The sequence below is a fragment of the Winogradskyella sp. UBA3174 genome, from assembly GCF_002364335.1.
GTDB lineage: Bacteria > Bacteroidota > Bacteroidia > Flavobacteriales > Flavobacteriaceae > Winogradskyella.
The window spans coordinates 31,579-31,812 of the sequence record NZ_DEXW01000040.1 but is presented as its reverse complement, the minus strand read 5'-3'; the positions used below and the strand labels follow the sequence as shown (position 1 = coordinate 31,812).

The following is a 234-nucleotide window of genomic DNA, read 5'->3' as shown; positions in this document are numbered from 1 at the left end:
GGCATCAATTTTATAAGTGCCTTCCTTGCTTTTTTTTAAGCGATTTGAAACACCATGCGCATCTTCCATTAAAAATGGCGTTAAATCTATGATGTAATCTTCTCCTTTTTTAGATAAAATTTTAAAGCCGAATAAAACAGACTGCGCGAAAGCTTGCTCTATACTCTTTCGCTCTAAAGCATTATCCGTATTTGCTCGATATTTTAAATTTGGTTGCATAAGTAACAACTTGTT

1 protein-coding gene is annotated in these 234 nt (G+C 33.3%); it reads right to left on the bottom strand.

Translation table 11 applies throughout. From position 1 onward, the window contains the following. Nucleotides 1-234, bottom strand: a 234-nt coding sequence (locus B2U95_RS06650; protein ID WP_296314027.1) for a DUF5117 domain-containing protein, incomplete at both ends; no start/stop codon positions are given.